Below are 18,067 nucleotides of genomic sequence, written 5' to 3'. Positions count from 1 at the left end.
GGGCGTTGTAAACCTAAAGCCTCTACGGCTTAATTGTCTTTTCTATTTGAAGAAAATAAAACGAATGACCAGCGCGACTGCCGCGAAGGCAATGATCAAGAGCGCGATTTGGAGCCGGTGCTGTTTGCGTCGTCTGCTAGACGATATAAATATCGATTTTCCTTGCTTCGGCGTCTCTAAATAGCGGGCAGAATGCGTTAGGGTCTGCTTAGGGCGAGGCTCTCTTCGTTGTTGCTTAGCGGGTGTTTGGGCCTGCTCCTGGTTGCATGCGCTGTTTTTGGATAAGGGGGCATCTTTGAGATGCGCCGATTCGCTCGGTGCGACGCCCATATGTTTGCGACCTGATTGAGATTCTTCAAGGGTTTGATAACGATTGCGAGTTACATATTCAGGCTCTGTATCGTCAATAGGCTCTTGGGAAATATGGGGACGATGGTAGCGTATGGTCTGCGGATAGGTTGATTTATCGTTCTGCATCTGATCATACGAATTGTCGGAGGCTTGATCGTCCATGATGCCCTTAGGTTGTCATTAATATTGTGTATACGCTCATTGTAAGCCCCAGCTTTGTTTAGCTAGGGCACATTTGGTATTTAAGGCACGGTTCAAAGAACCTTGACCTCCTTAAACCTTAGTCACATAGACTTAGATATGCTTATAGATAGAGACTCAAAAAACTTTATATCAAAATGTATATATAAGAAATGGATGGGCATATATTAAAGCGTCAAAAGAAGTCCCTGCCACCTAGAAGATGGCTCGGCAGTCCCTTAAAGGAGTGGTAGTCATGGCAAGCATGGTTCCTTATCGTTCGGTTTTTGGTGTTCGTCCCTCTGCTAGCACGTTGTTCGATCTGTTTGATGATATGACCGATCTGGCAAACAACTCGATCGCCTCCAAGGCGTTTCCCGTTGATGTTGAGGACAAGGGCGACGGTTACGAGGTCAAGGCTTATTTGACCGGCGTCGCGAAGGACGACATCGACGTTGAGCTCAATGAGGGTCGTCTTTCCATTAGCGTGAATGTTGAGGAGAGCGAAGAGAACAAGGACAAGAACTACTTGCAGAAGGAGTTTTGCTCTTACAGCGCGACGCGCGGTGTGTACCTGAAGGATGCTTCGAGCGAGGGACTTTCTGCAAAGTATGCTGACGGCATCCTTACCGTTACGGTTCCTAAGATTGTCGAGAAGAAGAACGTTACGAAGATTTTCATCGACTAACGTTATCGGCTATTAACATCGGTGCCTGAGTTAAGGGGGCTGGGAAGCGATTCCCGGCCCCCTTTTCTATTTGAGACGGCCTACTGAATGGTCATGGGCCGATATTGCCCGGCGGGACGTATTGTGAGTTTATGTGGCCCCTCAACGCGGGTGGCGGTGCTACCAAGCTCGTTGTCGAGTGTTGCCCCAAGTGAGCTTGCGTAGCTTTTGACGGTAAGGCTTGGGCGATTGTTGTCTTGGCTAATGTGCATCGCGATAAGCTGCTCGGTGCGATCGGTTACCAGCGCGCGTGCGGCATCGGCGGCCTGATCGTTGGAGAGATGCCCTTTTGCAGACAGGATGCGTTCCTGAAGAAAGCGAGGATAGTCTCCTTGACGCAGCATGGCTACATCGTGGTTGCTTTCGAGCGCGAGAATGCGACAGTCCTTGAGCGTATCGATGGCATGCTTCGACAACTCGCCGGTGTCGGTGGCAAAGCCAACCGAATCGACCTGGGTATCAAAACGGTAGCCGACAGGATTGACGACGTCGTGCGATGTCGAATACGTTTGAATGTGGACCCCGGCAATAGAGAGGGCGTCACCTGGGTCGAATTCCTCAACAGACAGATGTGCAAGGCTTTCCTTTGATGCGAGCGTGCCCCTGCTGGAAAAGACCGGTCCGTTCCAATGTTTGCACCACACCTCAAGCCCCTTAATGTGGTCGCTGTGCTCATGGGTGACAACAAGGGCGGACACGTCGTCTGCCGAAAGGCCGAGCTCGGCCATGCGTTTGAGTGTTTCGCGGCGGGACAGTCCGTCATCGACCATAATGAGCCCCTGCGGGCCCTCGATGAGTGCGCAGTTGCCTTTAGAGCCGCTGCCGAGGATATGAAGGTGCAGGCGAGACATAAGATTCCAAAGGATACAATGAGTGCTGACGAATAGAGGAGGAAGCGAATGCCAACGGTATCACAGCATTACGGACACCATGCCGTACCCGGGGCAGTCGATGAGACCCGGACGAGGCAGCAGGCTGCTCCTGTGGTGCTCATGGTATCAGGCGGTGCGGACTCGACGGCACTGCTTCTTATGGCGTGCACATCAAAGCTGGATATCCAAGATGGACGCGGCGTTGCCCCCATTGCTCGCGAGCGCCTACATGTGCTTCATGTAAACCATCACCTGCGAGGCAAGGCATCCGACGGCGACGAGGCCTTTGTGCGCGAGCTCTGCGCACAATACGGCTTGCCGCTGTGCGTGGAGCACGCCTATTTTGATGGGGAGTCGGGCAATATCGAGGCGGCTGCGCGCGAGGTGCGTTATGCCGCGGCGCGAAGGTATGTTCGCGAGCTTTGTGCCAAGATGGGGGTGCCGAGAACGGCGGCGCGCATCTGTACTGCCCATACCTCTTCAGACCGCGCGGAAACATTTTTGATGAACGCCATTAAGGGGTCGGGCCCTGCTGGGCTCTCGAGCATTCCCCGCCGAAGGAATATTGTGGTACGCCCCTTGCTCGACCTAACTCATGGCGAGCTTGTGGGCTATCTGCAGGTGCATGGTCAGCCGTGGCGCGAGGACGAGACCAACGAAGATATCACGTATCTGCGAAACTACGTTCGCCACCGGGTAATGCCAGTGCTGGCGCAGCGTAATGCGAGCGTGTGCAAGACGATTGGCGCCGCCTGTGAGATCTTGGGTGATGAGGATGCGTTTCTATCCCAGTTGTCGGCACAGGCGTTTCGAAGCTGCCTGCGCAAAGAGGCAGCGGGCGCGCTGGTGCTCGATGCCAGACGCCTTGCTGCGGCCGAGGTGGTAATCGCGCGGCGCATCGTGCGACTGGCGATTAAACGCATCGATCCGGACGCTCGCCCAGAGATGCGCCATGTGGAGCGAGTCCTCTCCTGTGTTGCCGAGGGTGCGGGTTCGGTTACGCTTCCGGCGGGGATTGACGCACGTGTTGAGTTTGGCATGCTGGCGTTTAAGGCGCCGGCGGCTCGTGAGGGCTTGGTTGCGGACTGGATTAGCATACCCGGCCGTATGTCGTTGGGCGGGGGACGTATGCTGGTCACAGAAGCGATAGCCGTTGAGCCGGGATGCGATATCGTGCGCCGCGCCCGTGAGCTTGCGGCTGCTGGGGAAGTGGCAGCTTTGGTGGACGCGGCTGCCCTGGGTTTTGCCAACAGCGATAGCGAGCGGATCTTGGCGGGCTCGCGCGGCGAGGTTCCTGCCGAGGGGCGATTGGCGCGCCTGTGGGTGGACGGTCCCGCACCGGGAGACGTGATGTGCCCGTTAGGCATGAGTGGCCGAAGCAAGAAGGTATCCGACTTGTTGTGCGAGGCTCGTATTCCCGTTTCCGAGCGCACCGGCGTGCCCGTGGTAAGGACGGCACCGGGGGGTGTCGTGGTGTGGGTTGCCGGAGTTCGCGCGGACGAACGCTTTAAGTGCACGGCGGCGACGCGTGTGGCCTATCTGCTTCGCGTGGTTGACGCGGATTAGCCCCTCGCACCAGTTTTTCTGTGCGGCGTTGACGGTATTCCCGCGCTGATGGTGCACGGGCTGGAAAATATACCCCGTGCGCTGCTAGAATGTGTAGTTCGCGTCCATACGGCGGTGTGTGGGCGATTAAGCACAAGAAAGGGTTGTCATGGCTTCTCAACATCCGGATATCGAGAAGGTTCTGTTTACGCAGGAGGATATCGACGGTATCGTCTCTCGCCTGGGCGAGGAGATTACGCGCGACTACGCGGGTAAGGATCTGGTGCTGATTGCGGTCTTGCGCGGCGCCGTGGTCTTTATGGGCGACCTGATGCGCAAGATCGAGCTGCCGACCAATATCGATTTCATGGCCGTTTCGAGCTATGGCGACGGTGTGAAGTCCTCGGGCATCGTGCGTATCATCAAAGACCTTGATATCGATATCCGCGGTCGTGACGTGCTGATCGTTGAAGACATTCTGGACTCGGGCCTGACGCTCAAGTATCTGATGAAGAACCTCGAGAGCCGCAAGCCCGCTTCTCTGGAGGTCGCCGCCTTCCTGTGGAAGGACGTTGAGGACCGCATCTCGGCCATTACGCCCAAGTATGTTGGAACCCATTGCCCCGATGCCTTTGTGGTGGGCTACGGCCTCGACTATGCCGAGCGCTATCGTAACCTTCCGTATCTGGGCATTTTGAAACCGGAGGTTTATTCGTAAGATGCCCGACGACCGTAACGACTACAATTCCCAGACACCCCGGGACCCTAAGATTCCGGGGATGCCCGGAGGCAAGAAACCCACACGTACGGGCTGGCTGTATTTTCTTTTGGCTTGCGCACTTCTGGGCTACGCCTTCTTTAATATGGGCTCCGGCTTTGCCAGCTCCAGCAATACCGTTAAGCTCGCGACGAGCGAGATGGTGAGCGCTATCAAGCAGGATCGCGTCGAAGATCTGACCTATACGGTTCAGGACGGAAGCGTGACGGGTCATTACTGGAAGGCGAAAAAGGACAAGGGCGACACGAGTGAGCTCAAGAGCTTTTCCTCGACCTATGTCGGCTCCGATTCGCTTGCCGAGCTCATGGCGGAGCATCCCGACACTAAGTACATCGTCAACACCAACGACCCCGATTTTTGGGGCGACTTGGCGATGAGCGTACTGCCGACGATTGCCCTGATCGCCATCATGTTCTACTTTATGCGCCAGATGATGGGCGCCAATAATAGGAACATGCAGTTTGGCAAGACCAACGCCAAGACCAACGAGGCTACGCGTCCCAAGGTCAAGTTCGAAGACGTTGCCGGCGTGGACGAGGCTGTTGAGGAGCTCGAAGAGATTCGCGATTTCTTGAGCGATCCGGACCGTTATCGCAAGCTGGGTGCCAAGATCCCGCGCGGCGTTTTGCTGGTGGGCCCTCCGGGTACCGGTAAGACGTTACTGGCCAAGGCCGTTGCCGGAGAGGCCGGTGTCCCGTTCTTTAGCATCTCGGGCTCTGACTTTGTCGAGATGTTCGTGGGCGTCGGCGCCAGCCGCGTGCGCGACCTCTTTAAGGAGGCCAAGTCTCAGGCTCCGTCGATCATCTTCATTGACGAGATCGATGCCGTGGGACGTCAGCGCGGAGCCGGCCTGGGCGGCGGTCACGACGAGCGCGAGCAGACGCTCAACCAGCTGCTGGTCGAAATGGACGGTTTTGAGGAAAGCGAATCGGTCATCCTGATCGCCGCGACCAACCGCCCCGATATTCTGGATCCGGCATTGCTGCGCCCCGGTCGTTTTGACCGCCAGGTTACGGTCGACCGCCCGGATGTGAAGGGGCGCGAGCAGATCTTGCGCGTGCATGCCGAGAACAAGCCAATGGATGAGGACGTTAAGTTTGAGAAGCTCGCCCAGATGACCGTTGGCTTTACCGGTGCCGATCTGGCAAACCTGCTCAACGAGTCCGCGCTGCTTGCCGCTCGCCGTCATCGCTCCGTGATCTCGATGGACGAGGTCGAAGAATCGATGGAGCGCGTGATTGCAGGACCGCAGCGCAAGGGGCGCGTGATGACCGAAGCCGAGCGCACCACGATTGCCTACCACGAGAGCGGTCATGCTCTGGTGGGTCACATCCTGGAGCACTCCGATCCGGTTCACAAGATTTCGATTGTCAGCCGCGGTCAGGCTCTGGGCTATACGCTGCAGCTTCCGCAGGAGGATCACTTCCTCAAGACCAAGAACGAGATGCTCGACGAGCTTGCCGTGTTCTTGGGCGGTCGCGTTGCCGAGGAGCTCATGTGCGATGACATTACATCGGGCGCGAGCAACGATCTGGAGCGCGCGACCAAGATGGCGCGCGAGATGGTTACGCGTTTGGGCATGAGCGAGGAGCTGGGCACGCAAGTGTTTGGCGAGGCACAGCATCAGGTGTTCCTTGGTCGCGATTATGCCGATCACCAGGATTACTCCGAGGAGACGGCGCGCCGCATCGATATCGAGGTTCAGCGCATCATGCGTGAGGCCCATCGTCGTGCTGTTGAGATTTTGGATGCCCGTCGCGATCAGCTCGATCTGATGGCGAAGGTGCTGCTTGAGCGCGAGACCGTCGAAGGCGACGCCGTGAACGCCCTGCTTGACAACGACTGGGATGCCTACCTTGAGCGCGAGGGCGACATTCTGGCAGCCAAGGAGGAGCGCAATGCCAAGGCGGCCGGCGTGCCGACCAAAAAGCGCGCGCCTCGTATGAGCGAGGAGGAGCTGGCGGCTGATGCCGCAGCTTTTGCGCAGGCGGCCATGCAGGAGGATGCCGAAGTCGCATCCGATAGCGCTGACGATGTCGAGGCTGCTGACACAAAAAAGGCCGATGGCGACACCGAGGCCGACGAGTAATCTTTGTCGTGAGAGCCTCCGCGGGGAAACCTGCGGAGGCTTTTTTGAGCGATATGGGGCCATCTGTTGATTGGGGACAGACTTAAATGAGCGTTTTCACGCATTTAAGTCTGTCCCCAATTAACATTGCTGCGGTACTTTGCTTGACTAAAGCGTACAATACCGCCTATGCGAAAGGGGAACAGATGATCAACGAAACCATGTTTGCTCGCGGAGCGGAAAGCTCTATCATCCGCGAGATCTTTAGCTATGGACTTGAACGCAAGGCACAGATCGGTGCGGAGAACGTATTCGATTTTTCGCTGGGCAACCCGAGTGTTCCGGCGCCCGCTGCCGTGGCGGAGTCCATCAAAAAGGCCTTGGAGCTGCCGAGCGACCAACTGCACGGATACACGCCCGCACCAGGCCTGCCGCAATGTCGTGTCGCTGTGGCCGAGTCGCTCAACCGTCGTTTTGGCACGAGCTATGAGGGTAAAGATGTCTTTATGACCGTGGGTGCGGCGGCTTCGCTCACCTGCACGCTCAACGCTGTTACCAATCCCGGTGACGAGGTCATTGTTATCGCCCCGTACTTTCCGGAGTATCGCGTGTGGATTGAGAAGGCCGGCTGTACGTGTGTCGAGGCACCCGCCGATGAAGACACGTTCCAGCTGAGTGTGGGCAACGTGCTCAAGGCGATTACTGATAAGACGGCGGCCGTCATTATCGACTCGCCCAACAACCCGACCGGTGCCGTATATACGCGCGACACGCTGACGCGACTGGCCAATGTTCTGCGCGAGGTCAATGCCAAGCGTGATCCCGAGAATCCGATTATGATCATCTCGGATGAGCCGTACCGCGAGATCGTGTACGGTGCCGAGGTGCCCTGGGTACCCTCAATCTACGATAACACCGTCGTGTGCTATTCGTATTCCAAGTCGCTGTCGCTGCCGGGTGAGCGTGTGGGTTGGATCTTGGTTCCCAACACCAATCCTCAGGCTGCTCGCCTTATGCCGGCCGTCGCCGGTGCCGCCCGTACACTGGGTTTTGTGTGCGCACCGGCGCTCTTCCAGCGCGTGATTATCGACTGCATCGATGAGCCGAGTGATGTCGAAGCCTATGCTCGCAACCGAACGGCGCTCACCGACGCATTGGCGGAGTACGGCTACACCTACGTTGAGCCGGACGGCGCTTTCTATCTGTGGGTGAAGGCGCTCGAGCCCGACGCAAACGCTTTTTGCGAGCGTGCAAAGAAGTACGAGTTGCTCGCGGTGCCTTCGGATAGCTTTGGCATGCCGGGTTGGTTCCGCTTGGGTTATTGCGTGAGTTACGAAACGATTATCAATTCGCTACCCGCTTGGAAACAGCTGGCGGACGAGTATTGTTAAAAGCAGAGCGCTCTGCCTACAATGTTTTACGTGAAACGGGGTTTGGTGTTAAACCGGACCCCGTTGTCATGGACGTTGTGTCTTTGGGATGGAGCGGTTTTACGACTATCGAAGGCTATGCGTACAATGAATATACGCGACGGCCATACCGGATAAGGAGACCTGATGCCCTACCTGCTTTCCTGTGACATTCATACCCATACGATGTTCTCTGCGCATGCATATTCGACCATTGAGGAGAATGTGTACTGGGCGGCAGAGCGTGGCCTGCAGGTGCTTGGATCTGCCGACCATCTGAGCTCTATGGTTACGGCTTGCCCCAATGACCTGCGCAGTTACCAGTTCTTTATCAACCAGGATATATGGCCGCGCATTTGGAGCGGCGTGTTGGTGCTGCGTGGCGCCGAGGCCGATATCGTTTCGCTGGACGGAAGCCTGTTTGGCGAGGACACTCCTGTCACGCTCGATATTGCCGGCGATTCGTACAGCCGTCAGCATTCGCTGTTCGATCGGGTTACGCGTAATTTGGATTATTTGGTTGCAAGCGTGCATAATCCGCAGCTCGCTGAAGGCGCGACGCTGGCCCAGACGACCGAGATGTATATCAATGCTCTGGAGCACCCCAAGGTGTTTATGCTGGGGCATACGGGTCGATCGGGCGTGCCGTTCGATATCGACGAGGTGTTGCTTGCTGCTAAGGCTAAGCACAAGATCATCGAGATCAACAATCACAGTCTTGAGCATGGCGCGGATGCCGAGCATTGGGACGTGTGCCGCAAGATTGCCGAGCGGTGCGCCGAGCTGGGCGTGGGGATTGGCGTCTCGACCGATGCGCACATTGGTATGGCAATTGGTAAGCTCGATCAAGCGCGCAAGATGCTCGACGAGATTCACTTTCCGCTGGATTTGATCGTGACGCGCGATCGCGAGACGCTACTGCGCGAGATGGCGGCAGCCGGCGTGTGTGACCTGCGCAAGAGGATGTAGCGGAGTTCATAAACCAAGTAAGGGGGCGGCCCAGACGGGTCGCCCCCTTCTTGTACCGGTGGATTAGCGGCGCTCGAGGACCGCTACAGTTTCGGTGTGGTCGGTATGGGGGAACATGTCGACGGGCGTGATCTTGAGCAGGCGATAGCCACCGTCGAGGAGCTGGTGCAGGTCACGCTCTTGGGTCACAGGGTTGCAGCTGATATAGGTGATGCGGCGAGGTCTAAGCGCGCAGGCGGCTTCGAGGAACTCGGAGGTAGAGCCGGCACGCGGCGGATCGATGGAAAGGACGTCGATGCGCTCGTTGTTGTCGGCGGCATCTAGGATGTAGTCGGTGGCATCGTCGGCCATAAACCAGGCGCTGCGGGTAAGACCGTTGAGCTCGGCGTTGCGGCGTGCGTCGGCAATGCCCGCCGGGTTGCGCTCCACGCCAAGTAACATGATGCCGATGCCCTTGTTCTGAGCTTCTTTAGCTGCGCAAAGACCGATGGTGCCGCTGCCGCAGTAGGCATCCATGAGAACATCGCCCTGGTGCAGATCCATACCGTCGATAGCGAGCTGGTAGAGCAGCTCGGTCTGCTGCGGGTTGGTCTGGTAGAACGCGGTGGGGGAGATATCAAACTCGCAGCCGAGTAGCTGGTCGCGCATGCATTCAGCGCCATACACGATGTGGGTTTCCTCACCCAGGATGGCGTTGCCAGGGCGTCCGTTGATGTTTTGGGCGACGGTGACGATACGCGGATCGAGTGCGGCGATGGCCTCAAAGAATTCCTGCGCATGCGGCAGGTCGCGCTGGGCGGTAACGAGGGTGATCATGATCTGGTCGGTGCGCCAGCCGCAGCGAACGACGGCATAGCGAAGCAGGCCCAGATGCTTGTCCTCGTTAAAGGCGGGAATGTGCAGGCGCTCGGCCTCACGCGCAATGCCGTTAAGAATCTGACGGGCTCCCGGTGCCTCGACGGGGCATTCGGGAACAGCGACGATTCTGTGCGTGCCGCGCTCAAAAAAGCCGCAGCGGACAGCGCTCCCTTTGCCGGGGGCAAAGGGAGTGGCGGCCTTATGGCGAAAACCACGCGGCGCAGGATATTTGCCCGGGTCGCCCAGAGTAACGTCCATACCGCGAATGGGATCGACGGTTATGCCCTCACGCTCGCAAAGAGCAGCAAAAAGTTCATCCATAGCAGCCTGCTTGGTCGCCAGCTGCTTCTTATAAGGCCTGTTGAGCGCCGTGCATCCACCGCAAGCTTTCATGATGGAACAGGGCGACTTGGGATCAACGGCCTTATGAGCGGACCGGGACGACTCATTATGCGAGCGCTTGGAACGAGCTTGAGGTGCCTTACCCTCGCTCCGACGAGGGCTGGGACGCTTGGTCTTAGCCTTGCCCTTGGCCGACTTACCCTTCGTGTCCTGAGACGACTTGGATTTCTTAGAAGATTTTTTCTCTTCCGACCCCTCAGCCGCCTCGATCAAAGCACGACGAGCCTTACGCTCCGCACGAGATTCTGCCATCAATAACTCCACTAATTCATGAATTAAAGCTGCAAGTATTGTACCGTGCCAAGCCAGCAGACGATATGCAAGCGGTTTAATCGTGTCAGTGATAAGCCCAACGACGGTTGCCCGCCGCGTGAGGGGTGTGGGGGTTAAGTTTATCGCGAGTTCCGCACGAACAGGAGGCCACTTAATGTGGCCTCCGTCGTGAGCAGGACTGTAGAGCAGGAAACTTAACCCCCACACCCCTCACGCGGCGGGCAAACTCGCCTTGTGCTCTATCACGCTAAAGTGTATGATTCTGAACGTTACATGACTCACTTTACTTAGCTAAAGTGCCATCAAGGGGGAATAACATGAATACCGATATGTCTCGTCGTCAGTTTGTTGGTCTAGCCGGCTCGCTCGCCACGGTGCTTGGCCTTGGTCTTGTCGGCTGCGGCGGTGGTGCCGACAAGGGTTCCACTGCCGGCTCTGCCGCGGCAAAGGACGCCAAGGGCGTTGTGGAGTCTAAGAAGCTCGTGGTGGGCTTTGACAAGTCCTATCCTCCGTATGGCTTTGTGGGCGACGATGGCGAGTACACCGGCTTTGATCTCGATTTGGCCAAGGCAGTTGCCGATAAGCAGGGCTGGGAGGTCAAGTACGAGGCCATCGACTGGGACGCCAAGGATACGCTGCTCAACTCGGGCGCCATCAACTGCATCTGGAACGGCTTTACCATGGAGGGCCGCGAGGACGACTACACGTTCTCCGAGCCGTACATGCTCAATGAGCAGGTGCTGGTGGTCAAGAAGGATGCGGGCATCAAGAGTTGGGACGACCTTGCCGGCAAGACCGTGATTACCCAGACCGATTCTGCCGCACAGGATGTGCTAGAGGGTGACCAGAAGGATCTGGCGGCGACGTTTGCCACGCTCGATACCATCGGCGAGTACAACACGGCTTTTATGCAGCTCGAGAGCGGCGCGGTCGATGCGGTGGCTTGCGACCTTTCGATCGCCCAGTATCAGCTTGCCGCCAAGCCCGATGCCTATACGCAACTTGACAAGCCGCTGTCCAGCGAGCACTACGCCGTTGGCTTTAAAAAGGGCGACACCAAGTCGGCCGACGCCGTGACCGAGTCGCTCAAGGCGCTCTATGAGGACGGTACAGTCAAGGACCTGTGCGACAAGTATGCGAGCTACGGTCTATCCTTCGACAACTGGGTTTTGAAATAGCCACAGCACCCAACCTTGCGGCTCCAACCCTCCTCGCGTACCAAAGTACGCTTCGTCGGGCTTGTCGCTCGCAATCTTGGGCACTGTGCCTATTTCAATTAACACCTGCTGTTCTGTTGCTGTGAAAGAGAGCTTGGGTTGTCTATTCAGGTCATGATGCAGATGCTTAGCCAGGGTTTCTTGGTCAGTTTGCAGTTGTTTGTGCTCACGCTGTTGGGCTCGATTCCCTTGGGAATTCCCGTGGCGTTTATGCGTATGAGCAGAATCGCGCCGCTGCGTTGGATTGCGCGCATCTACATTTCGGTCATGCGCGGTACGCCGCTCATGCTGCAGATGTTTGCCATCTACTTTGCTCCGTATTATGTCTTTGGTATTTCGCTCACGCCCGATTCCAAGTGGACAGCGTGCGTTGTGGCATTCATCATCAACTATGCCGGCTACTTTGCCGAGATCTATCGCTCGGGTTTGCAGTCTATCCCGCGTGGTCAATATGAGGCCGCCGAGGTGCTGGGTTACTCACGCCTGCAGACGTTTTTGTACATTGTGATGCCGCAGGTCGCCAAGCGCATTTTGCCGGCGATGGGCAACGAGATCATCACACTGGTCAAGGACACGTCGCTGGCGTTTGCCATCGGCGTGGGGGAGATGTTCTCGACGGCCAAGGCACTGGTTGCCTCGCAAGTGAGCATGGTGCCGTTTGCGATTGCGGCACTGATCTACTGGGTCTTTAACTTTGTGGTCGAGATGCTGCTGGGCGCCGCCGAAAAGCGACTTGACTACTACCACGACTAGCCTGTTCCGTCGTGCTTTTCAACACATGGAGGTTCCCGTGTCCGGAACGGTAATGAATATAACGAGCGCGCGCAAGGCGTTTGGCGGCAATGAGGTGCTCAAGGATATCTCGCTCGAGGTAAAGCGCGGCGAGGTCGTGGCGATTATCGGACCTTCGGGCGGCGGTAAGTCAACGCTGTTGCGCTGCGCCACGCTGCTCGAGACGCTTGACGGCGGCTCGCTTTCGTTTGGTGATCTAGCCGTTGCGACGGATGCGGGATCGGGCACGGTGTATGCGAAAGGCGATGTGCCCAAGCAGGCGCGCTCGCGCTTTGGCCTGGTGTTTCAGAACTATAATTTGTTCCCGCACTATACCGTGATGAAAAACATTACCGACGCTCCAATCCGCGTGCTCAAGCGCCCGCGCGAGCAGGTCGAAGCACGTGCGCGTGAGTTGATCGCGCAGATGGGGCTTACGGGCAACGAGAACAAGGTGCCATGCGAGCTTTCGGGCGGTCAGCAGCAACGTGTGAGTATTGCGCGCGCCTTGGCGCTCGATCCAGAGATCTTGTTCTTCGATGAGCCGACCTCGGCACTCGATCCCGAGCTAACGGCCGAGGTGCTGCGTGTCATTAAAGACCTTGCCGCGCAGAATATGACGATGGTGATCGTGACCCATGCGATGCAGTTTGCGCGCGATGTTGCCGATCGCGTGGTCTTTATGGACGGCGGTCGCATTGTAGAGGAGGGTCCTGCCGAGCAGGTTATCGGCCATCCGCGCGAACGGCGCACGCGCGAGTTCCTGAGCCGTATCGAGGGCTAGGCTCAAGTAGACATTGAGGCGAAACCGCTGCAGGTCTTATGGCCTGCGGCGGTTTTTATTTGCGCCGATGGGGCTTAATAACCGCCTCAGGCGTTTGCCCCCTCCTCTCGCCGCCCGTATTCATACGTGCGCCGAAAGGTGTGCATGGACAGTCGCCCGCGAGGGTAGGGTGGTGGCATAGGACATTTGGAGGGTGAGCCGGATCGGCTGCCGACCATGCTGCTCCCGGGACGGCATCGACCGCGAACTCTCCCCGTTGGCGTCGCGCATTGCGCGCGGCCCTGCAAGGAGGTCATTATGGGTGCTCCCAAGACCGGTAACGTAAGGAACGTGGTGCTCGTAGGCCAAGGTGGGGTGGGCAAGACTTCACTCGCCGAGGCCATGCTCCACCTTTCCGGCAAGACCGCCCGCCTGGGCGGCCACGACGGCACCAAGCCCACGCTCGACTATGACCCCGAAGAGGTCAAGCGTGCGTTTTCCATCTCGACGACCATTGCGCCGATCGACTGGAAGGGTGCGCGCATCAATGTGCTCGATGCCCCGTGCTACCCCGATTTTATCGGCGACGCCTTTGCCGCGATGAGCGTCTGCGAGACGGCTCTGTTTGTGGTCGACGCCGAGGCCGGCCCGCAGCCTACGACGGTTAAGCTCTGGTATGCCGCCGAGGACCTGCGTCTGGCGCGTGCGGTGTTCGTAAACCGCCTGTCGCGCTCCGAGGCCAGCTTTGCGACCACGATGGACCTGCTGCAGGAGCGCTTTGGCACGCGCCTGGGCGCCGTGACCCTTCCCTGGGGCGAGGGCGAGGACTTTGACGGTATCATCGACCTGGTGCGCATGAAGGCGCGCCATTGCAACGGCGCCGAAGCCGTTGAGTCGGAGATTCCCGAGGAGTATCGTGCCCAGGCCGAGGAGGCCCATGACCATCTGTGCGAGCTGGTGTCCGAGGCTGACGACGAACTGATGATGAAGTACTTGGAAGGCGAGGAGACGCTGACGCAGGAGGAGCTTGAAGGCCTGCTGTCGAAGGCGATCGCCGAGCGCATCTTTGTGCCGGTCTTTGCGGGCGATTGCATTAAGGAGCAGGGCGTCAACTCGCTGATGGACGACATCGCCACGTACTTCCCGGCGCCGACCGACTATGGTGAAATGCCGCTCATCGACGGTGATTCGCTCAAGATCTCGAGCGACAATGACCGCCCGGTGGCGTTTGTGTTTAAGACCCTGGCCGATCCTCAGCAGGGTCGCATCAGCTTCATCAAGGTGCTGACGGGCACGCTTGAGCCGGGCCTTGAGCTGATCAACGCGCGCACCCGCAAGAGCGATCGTCTGGCTCACCTGTATGTGATGTGCGGCCGCGACATGACCGAGGTCGGTCACGCCTATGCCGGCGATATCATCGTGGCGCCCAAGCTGGCGGCCGAGACGGGCGATACGCTCTCGATTACCGGCAAGGTCGAGGCTGCGGCGTTTAAGTTCCCCAACTCGCAGTACCGCATCGCCATCGAGGCCGAGAATCGCGGCGACGAAGAGAAGCTCTACACGTTTATCGAGAAGGCATGCAAGGCCGATCCGACCATGAGCATCGACCGCGACGAGGAGACCGGCCAGACCATCATTTCGGCGGTGGGCGAGGCGCAGGTTTCGGTCCTGCTCAATCGTCTTGAGGACCGTACCAAGGTCGCGGCCAAGAGCGTGCCGATTCGCATCCCGTATCGCGAGACCATTCGCCGCACGGCAACTGCCCAGGGCCGCCACAAGAAGCAGACCGGCGGCGCCGGCCAGTATGGTGACTGCTGGCTGCGCGTAGAGCCGCTCATTGGGCCCGACGGTACGAGCGACGGCTATGAGTTTGTGGACGAGGTCGTAGGCGGCCGCATTCCGCGCTCGCTGATCCCTGCCGTGGACAAGGGCGTTCAGGAGACCATGAAGGACGGCATCATTGCCGGCTACCCGCTTACGGGCATTCGCGTGGCTGTGTACGACGGCTCGTATCACAGCGTCGACTCCAACGAGATGGCGTTCCGCGCGGCGGCTCGCATCGGCCTGCGCAAGGCATGCGCCGACGCCGACCCGGTGGTGCTGGAGCCCATCGAGGAAATCACGGTGACTATTCCCGAGAGCTACGCCGGCGCCGTGATGGGCGACATCTCGGCCTCGCGCGGTCGCGTGACGGGCATGGAGACCGATGAGCGCGGAGACACCGTGGTCATCGCTCAGGCGCCTCTCGCCGAGCTGACGGATTACTCGACGCGTCTGCGCTCCATCACGCGCGGCACGGGCGACTTTACCATGAAGCCTGCGGGCTATGAGCAGGCGCCTTATGACGTTCAGGCCAAGCTGGTCGAGCGCTATGAGGAGGGCCGCGCCAAGTAGCGTTGGGCGTTGTCTGTAACATACATGCCGATGCAAGGGCCGCTCTGGGCAATCCAGGCGGCCCTTTTTGATCCCTGGGGGATGGAGGAAAACGGTCCATTTAGGTTTTGGGGCAGCTTGGCCGGCCCTAGTCTCCCGAGGCCTGATTGCGGCCGGTAGCGTAGTCGATCTGCACATGCGGCTGCAGGTTGTAGCAATATACGTGGAAGCACAGGGTCTTGCCGTGGTCCTCGACCGATTGCGCCTCAAGACGCACGCCACGGCAGACAAGTTCCTCTTCGTTATATATGGGCGTGACGCGGTAGAGCACGTGGTTGCCCGTTTCGCGGATGTAGTCGAGGATCTGTTCTTCAAACGGTAGCATGCCTGTCTCGTTGAGATAGCGCGTGCCGGTGAGGAGATTCTTGCGGTTGGCGTTTTCGCCGCAGAGCGACCAGGCGATGAGGTGACAGCGGTTGTAGAGGCTCTGGCCCGGAATAAAGTCGTAGCGTTGCTGGCGCCATCCGGCGGGATGGATACGCGAGATATCGCCGCGCTCGCCTTGACCGAGCGATTCGGGGCCCACGCAAGCGAGCGCTTTGCGGGTGCGGCCCAGGCTGTCGAGCTTGGAGAACTTCTTAAAGCAGCCCTCTTCGGCGGCGTGCTCGTATTCATCGAGCGTGAATGATGGTGTGCCGAGCGCGTGCGTGCTGTCGGCTCGCAGGGCAACATAGGGGTTGCCGGCGTAGTCGGGAATGCTGCTGAGATATACGCTGCGGGCGCGGTCGAGATCGGGGTTTTCGACCTCGTCGATGGGGGTGGCGGCCCCGTCTGTGGAAGCGTCGTCACCGGTGTCGGGTGCGGCGGAATGTGGCTTGTCGCCAGAGTTCGGGCTGTTTTGGGAGTCTGTGGAGTTTGCCGTTCCCGATTCGAGTCGGGCAACCAGGTCTGCCTCGTCGTCGGTGCGGCTGGGACTCTTGTCTTGCTTCTCGGCCAGAGCCGCCGCCTGTTCATCACTTTGCGGCGAGAGCAGTCTGGGCGCCCCGTCGAGCGATCCCGTAAACAGCGCAAACCCCAGCACCACAGCGGTGCCGATAGAAAGTGCTTGCTTGTAGGCGGACTTGCGCGACATGGTGACTCCTGGACGGACGGTTGGGAATCTACCAGTCTAGCAGGAGCCGGCAGGGGCCGTTCTATCGAACAAATACTTAAGATTTGGGACAAACGCTACGGATTCATTTGCCTCATATTTGACGTATGGCTAGATCGAGGTAGAACCGAGCCAATTGAGTTTGCATTCGAGAATACGCTGCTCACCGGGCGTGCTGCTACCATCGAGTAGCGCGAGGAGCATCTCGGCCGCCTCTCTGCCTTCCTGGTCGACGGGCTCAATGATGGTGGAGACGGTCGGCGTGGTGAGGTTGGTCCAGTCTTCGCAGTTGAGTCCCAAAAGACCGATTTGCTGCGGAAGTAGATGGGCCATGGGCTGGAGGGCCTTGTAGACACGGGGAAGTGCCCACTGATTTTGCACGAAGATAAGGGTTCGCTTGGCGGGGTTGAGCTTGTATTTAAAGTACTCGGTAAGCTCACTGACCGACGGCTTGTTGTGGTCGATGGAAATCGCTTTGTAGAGCTGTCCGTTCGCTGCCAGCGCTTCGGCATACCCCTGAAAACGCTCCATGCGGGTGCGCATTTCGGTCATGTTGGCGGCAATGGAAAAGAAATCTTCGTAACCGGCGTCGAGGAGTGCCTGCGTGGCGTTGTACACACCGTCGTAAAGGTTGGTCTTGATCCAGCTGGTACCTGGGCTATAGATGGCCGCATCGAAAAAGACGACCGGCTTGCCGGCGCGTCTAATGCGGTCGTGCACGGCTTTGAAGTTTGCCGTGGGCTGGATGATAAAGCCATCGACGCCCAGCGAGAGCATTTTGTCGACATACATGAGCTCGGTCTCGGGGTTAAAGTTGCTCGTGCAAACAACCGTCTGGTAGCCCGCGGGGAGCATGACCTGCTCCATGCCGTTGAGGACGAGGCCCGCCCATTTGTTAGTGTTATCCAAGATGATGATGGCGATGACGCGGGTCTGTTTGCCGGTGAGTGTTTGCGCCTGGGCGTTGGGGACGTATCCCAGCTCCTTTATAACGCGCGCGATCTTTGCCTGCGTTTTGTCGCTGAGCTTGTCTCGTTTGTCGTTGAGGTAATACGAGACGCTGGCTGTTGAAGTTCCCGCCTCGCGGGCGACGTCTGCGATCGTAACGCGCTGTTTGGTCACAGCGACTCCTTCCGACAAATTGCGTTGTTTGGCGCGGTGGTTCACGTTCGGGTTGCGGGCACACGATTCTGCCTGCCCTTTCGCCCTTTTATGAGTATGCAACAATACCGTATCCGTGGGGTCCGAAATTCGTGGCGGTTATGCAAGCCTGCCGTCTACCGAGAAATCTAAATACTTCTTGACTTTTAAAAAAGAGATCAAAAACGCAGGATTCATTTTTGGTTAAACGCATAACTAAA

The 18,067-nt window shown here is 58.2% G+C and carries 15 protein-coding genes; 10 read left to right on the top strand and 5 right to left on the bottom strand.

Translation table 11 applies throughout. The features are described from left to right. Positions 1-42: 42 nt before the first annotated feature. On the bottom strand, positions 43-513 hold the full coding sequence (locus tag ACQRCA_RS07635) for a hypothetical protein (protein WP_427719762.1): 471 nt from the start codon (positions 511-513) through the stop codon (positions 43-45). A 274-nt stretch (positions 514-787) separates the two neighbouring features. On the opposite strand from ACQRCA_RS07635, the gene ACQRCA_RS07630 reads away from it, so the two are divergent. Beyond that, positions 788-1,219: an Hsp20 family protein gene (locus ACQRCA_RS07630; protein ID WP_427719761.1), complete on the top strand. Its 432-nt coding sequence runs from the start codon at positions 788-790 to the stop codon at positions 1,217-1,219. Positions 1,220-1,299: 80 nt separating this feature from the next. Here the strand turns inward: ACQRCA_RS07630 and ACQRCA_RS07625 are convergent, their stop codons facing one another. After that, entirely contained in the window at positions 1,300-2,109 is an 810-nt protein-coding gene (locus tag ACQRCA_RS07625) for an MBL fold metallo-hydrolase (protein WP_427719760.1), read from the bottom strand. A 48-nt stretch (positions 2,110-2,157) separates the two neighbouring features. On the opposite strand from ACQRCA_RS07625, the gene tilS reads away from it, so the two are divergent. The 5 genes from tilS to ACQRCA_RS07600 all read left to right on the top strand — a co-directional run bounded on the left by tilS (position 2,158) and on the right by ACQRCA_RS07600 (position 8,899). Then, entirely contained in the window at positions 2,158-3,696 is a 1,539-nt protein-coding gene (gene tilS / locus ACQRCA_RS07620) for a tRNA lysidine(34) synthetase TilS (RefSeq protein WP_427719759.1), read from the top strand. Between the two features lie 148 nt (positions 3,697-3,844). Then, the gene (gene hpt / locus ACQRCA_RS07615) at positions 3,845-4,393 is read left to right on the top strand and encodes a hypoxanthine phosphoribosyltransferase (protein ID WP_154517754.1); all 549 of its coding nucleotides are present in this window, start codon (positions 3,845-3,847) and stop codon (positions 4,391-4,393) included. Between the two features lies 1 nt (position 4,394). After that, positions 4,395-6,542 carry an ATP-dependent zinc metalloprotease FtsH gene (gene ftsH / locus ACQRCA_RS07610; protein ID WP_427719758.1) on the top strand — a complete coding sequence of 716 codons (2,148 nt, stop codon included), beginning with the start codon at positions 4,395-4,397 and terminating at the stop codon, positions 6,540-6,542. A gap of 185 nt (positions 6,543-6,727) precedes the next feature. After that, positions 6,728-7,912: a pyridoxal phosphate-dependent aminotransferase gene (locus ACQRCA_RS07605; RefSeq protein WP_427719757.1), complete on the top strand. Its 1,185-nt coding sequence runs from the start codon at positions 6,728-6,730 to the stop codon at positions 7,910-7,912. A 165-nt stretch (positions 7,913-8,077) separates the two neighbouring features. Further along, complete coding sequence (locus ACQRCA_RS07600) at positions 8,078-8,899, top strand: phosphatase (RefSeq protein WP_427719756.1); 822 nt, start codon at positions 8,078-8,080, stop codon at positions 8,897-8,899. A 63-nt stretch (positions 8,900-8,962) separates the two neighbouring features. On the opposite strand, the gene rlmD is transcribed toward ACQRCA_RS07600, so the two are convergent. Beyond that, the gene (gene rlmD / locus ACQRCA_RS07595) at positions 8,963-10,411 is read right to left on the bottom strand and encodes a 23S rRNA (uracil(1939)-C(5))-methyltransferase RlmD (RefSeq protein WP_427719755.1); all 1,449 of its coding nucleotides are present in this window, start codon (positions 10,409-10,411) and stop codon (positions 8,963-8,965) included. A 338-nt stretch (positions 10,412-10,749) separates the two neighbouring features. Here rlmD and ACQRCA_RS07590 point away from each other — a divergent pair, with 338 nt between their 5' ends. From ACQRCA_RS07590 to ACQRCA_RS07575, 4 genes are all read left to right on the top strand, one after another. After that, entirely contained in the window at positions 10,750-11,610 is an 861-nt protein-coding gene (locus ACQRCA_RS07590; RefSeq protein WP_427719754.1) for a transporter substrate-binding domain-containing protein, read from the top strand. Positions 11,611-11,748: 138 nt separating this feature from the next. Next, on the top strand, positions 11,749-12,402 hold the full coding sequence (locus ACQRCA_RS07585; RefSeq protein ID WP_427719753.1) for an amino acid ABC transporter permease: 654 nt from the start codon (positions 11,749-11,751) through the stop codon (positions 12,400-12,402). Positions 12,403-12,439: 37 nt separating this feature from the next. Then, a complete protein-coding gene (locus ACQRCA_RS07580) occupies positions 12,440-13,204 on the top strand; it encodes an amino acid ABC transporter ATP-binding protein (protein ID WP_427719752.1) in 765 nt (254 codons plus the stop codon). A gap of 297 nt (positions 13,205-13,501) precedes the next feature. After that, on the top strand, positions 13,502-15,577 hold the full coding sequence (locus ACQRCA_RS07575; protein ID WP_427719751.1) for an elongation factor G: 2,076 nt from the start codon (positions 13,502-13,504) through the stop codon (positions 15,575-15,577). A 127-nt stretch (positions 15,578-15,704) separates the two neighbouring features. Here ACQRCA_RS07575 and ACQRCA_RS07570 read toward each other — a convergent pair whose 3' ends face one another. After that, positions 15,705-16,688 carry a DNA/RNA non-specific endonuclease gene (locus ACQRCA_RS07570; protein WP_427719750.1) on the bottom strand — a complete coding sequence of 328 codons (984 nt, stop codon included), beginning with the start codon at positions 16,686-16,688 and terminating at the stop codon, positions 15,705-15,707. A gap of 129 nt (positions 16,689-16,817) precedes the next feature. After that, a complete protein-coding gene (locus ACQRCA_RS07565; protein WP_427719749.1) occupies positions 16,818-17,828 on the bottom strand; it encodes a LacI family DNA-binding transcriptional regulator in 1,011 nt (336 codons plus the stop codon). Positions 17,829-18,067: the final 239 nt, after the last annotated feature.

Source organism: Collinsella sp. SGI.095 (assembly GCF_050314535.1).
Classification (GTDB): domain Bacteria; phylum Actinomycetota; class Coriobacteriia; order Coriobacteriales; family Coriobacteriaceae; genus Collinsella.
The sequence above is the reverse complement of the archived record's forward strand: the minus strand, read 5'-3'. Positions and strand labels throughout refer to the sequence as shown.